This window comes from Oleiphilus sp. HI0080, from assembly GCF_001635135.1.
Window position 1 is genome coordinate 1 of the sequence record NZ_LWFU01000724.1, and the last position, 1,424, is coordinate 1,424.

Genomic DNA, 1,424 nt, shown 5'->3' on the forward strand with positions numbered 1-1,424 from the left:
CAGAGTTCCGCCTGAGTAGTACATATCTTGATGCACGAGCGTAACGATTCCGCTTGCAGGCGCAAAGACCGGCTCTCCTACCGGCCCCGCATAGTCAACACCAAAATGAGGCCGCTTGGGCGTTCCGTTATAAACGCGCTGACTACCATAAACGCCTGTAATGCGACCCGAGGATGGTGGGCGAAACCGGCTTACAAAGTCTGTTCTTTCATGAAATTGCATACGTGCAGCTTTAACTTGCGCGGTCTCCTCTTTGATTCTCGGTAAGACTTCTTTTGGCGGCGTCACGGTTTTTTGCGGAACACCCTCAATGCGCTGAACGTTGTACTCACGCTTCGCGAGCGTAAGCACTCTTTCTTCGCGGCGCCCTTCAACATCCGCCACGATAAGCGTCTGATTCAAGCTCGCGTCACGACCAAAACCGAATACAAAATGCCCTTCTTTGGTTACTTCTATTCGCTCATCATTAAGAAACAGCTTGGCACTAGGCGCGACTTTGCCCACAAGAACACCACCTTGGGTCAGCTCGCCGTAATACTCAATCTCGGGACCTTCAGCAAAAGCCGAAGACATAGACCAGAAAAAAAGTAAGACGATTATTTGCTCGATTCGTAGATTCTTCATGCAATAATTCTTAATACGAAAATTCTTCATGTGATTATTTGTCATGACCTCACAAAGTAGTAAGTAATATGGCGAACTATACTCAAGACGGCTTGTTCAACTGCCCGGCTCATCCTCCTCGAGGCGCTCTTGAACTCACATTAGACCAAAAAGCCTGCCCTCAGATTCCCGGAAGCGTTCGCTTATTCGAGCAATGCCTCAGCAAATCTGATTCGAACACCACCCTGCAAGCCTTGCTTAGCAATCTTGATTGGCAACAGCCTTACATCCGAATGCACGGACGAGAGATTGCAATACCGCGAAAACAAGTCTGGATGGGTGATCCAGACACGGCCTATCGTTACTCGGGCAAGCTGTTCATTCCCGAAAACTGGGACCCAACCGTACTAAGTGTAAAAGCGCGCGTCGAATCCATGAGCGGCCATCAATACAACTCCGTCCTTTGCAACCTGTATCGCGATGGACAGGACTCCGTCGCATGGCACGCAGACGACGAACCTGAGCTTGACCCTACAGTACCCATCGCGTCGATATCTTTCGGCGCGACCCGCCGCTTTGATCTAAAACCAAAAAATGGCGAAAAAATGCGTATTCCAATTCAATTAGAAGACGCCATGCTTCTCGTGATGAGCCCTGAGGTGCAAATGTATTGGCTACACCAAATCCCTAAAACGAAAAAAGTTCACGCGCCGCGCGTGAATCTCACTTTTCGACAGGTAAAAACACATTAATACGCGCTCGCTGGCGCCAAGCTCAGGTTTCGCCTTGTTCGGTATCAGCCGCTCTAAGCGCATCAAATT

The 1,424-nt window shown here is 49.4% G+C and carries 2 protein-coding genes; one reads left to right on the top strand and one right to left on the bottom strand.

Annotation, left to right across the window (positions count from 1 at the left end; genetic code table 11):
* Positions 1 to 624 (bottom strand): M23 family metallopeptidase (locus A3751_RS15485; protein WP_068457747.1); only part of this gene is annotated, 624 nt, incomplete at its 3' end.
* Positions 625 to 692: 68 nt separating this feature from the next.
* Between A3751_RS15485 and A3751_RS15490 the strand changes: the two genes are divergently transcribed.
* The gene (locus A3751_RS15490) at positions 693 to 1,355 is read left to right on the top strand and encodes an alpha-ketoglutarate-dependent dioxygenase AlkB (protein WP_082863299.1); all 663 of its coding nucleotides are present in this window, start codon (positions 693 to 695) and stop codon (positions 1,353 to 1,355) included.
* Positions 1,356 to 1,424 lie beyond the last annotated feature (69 nt).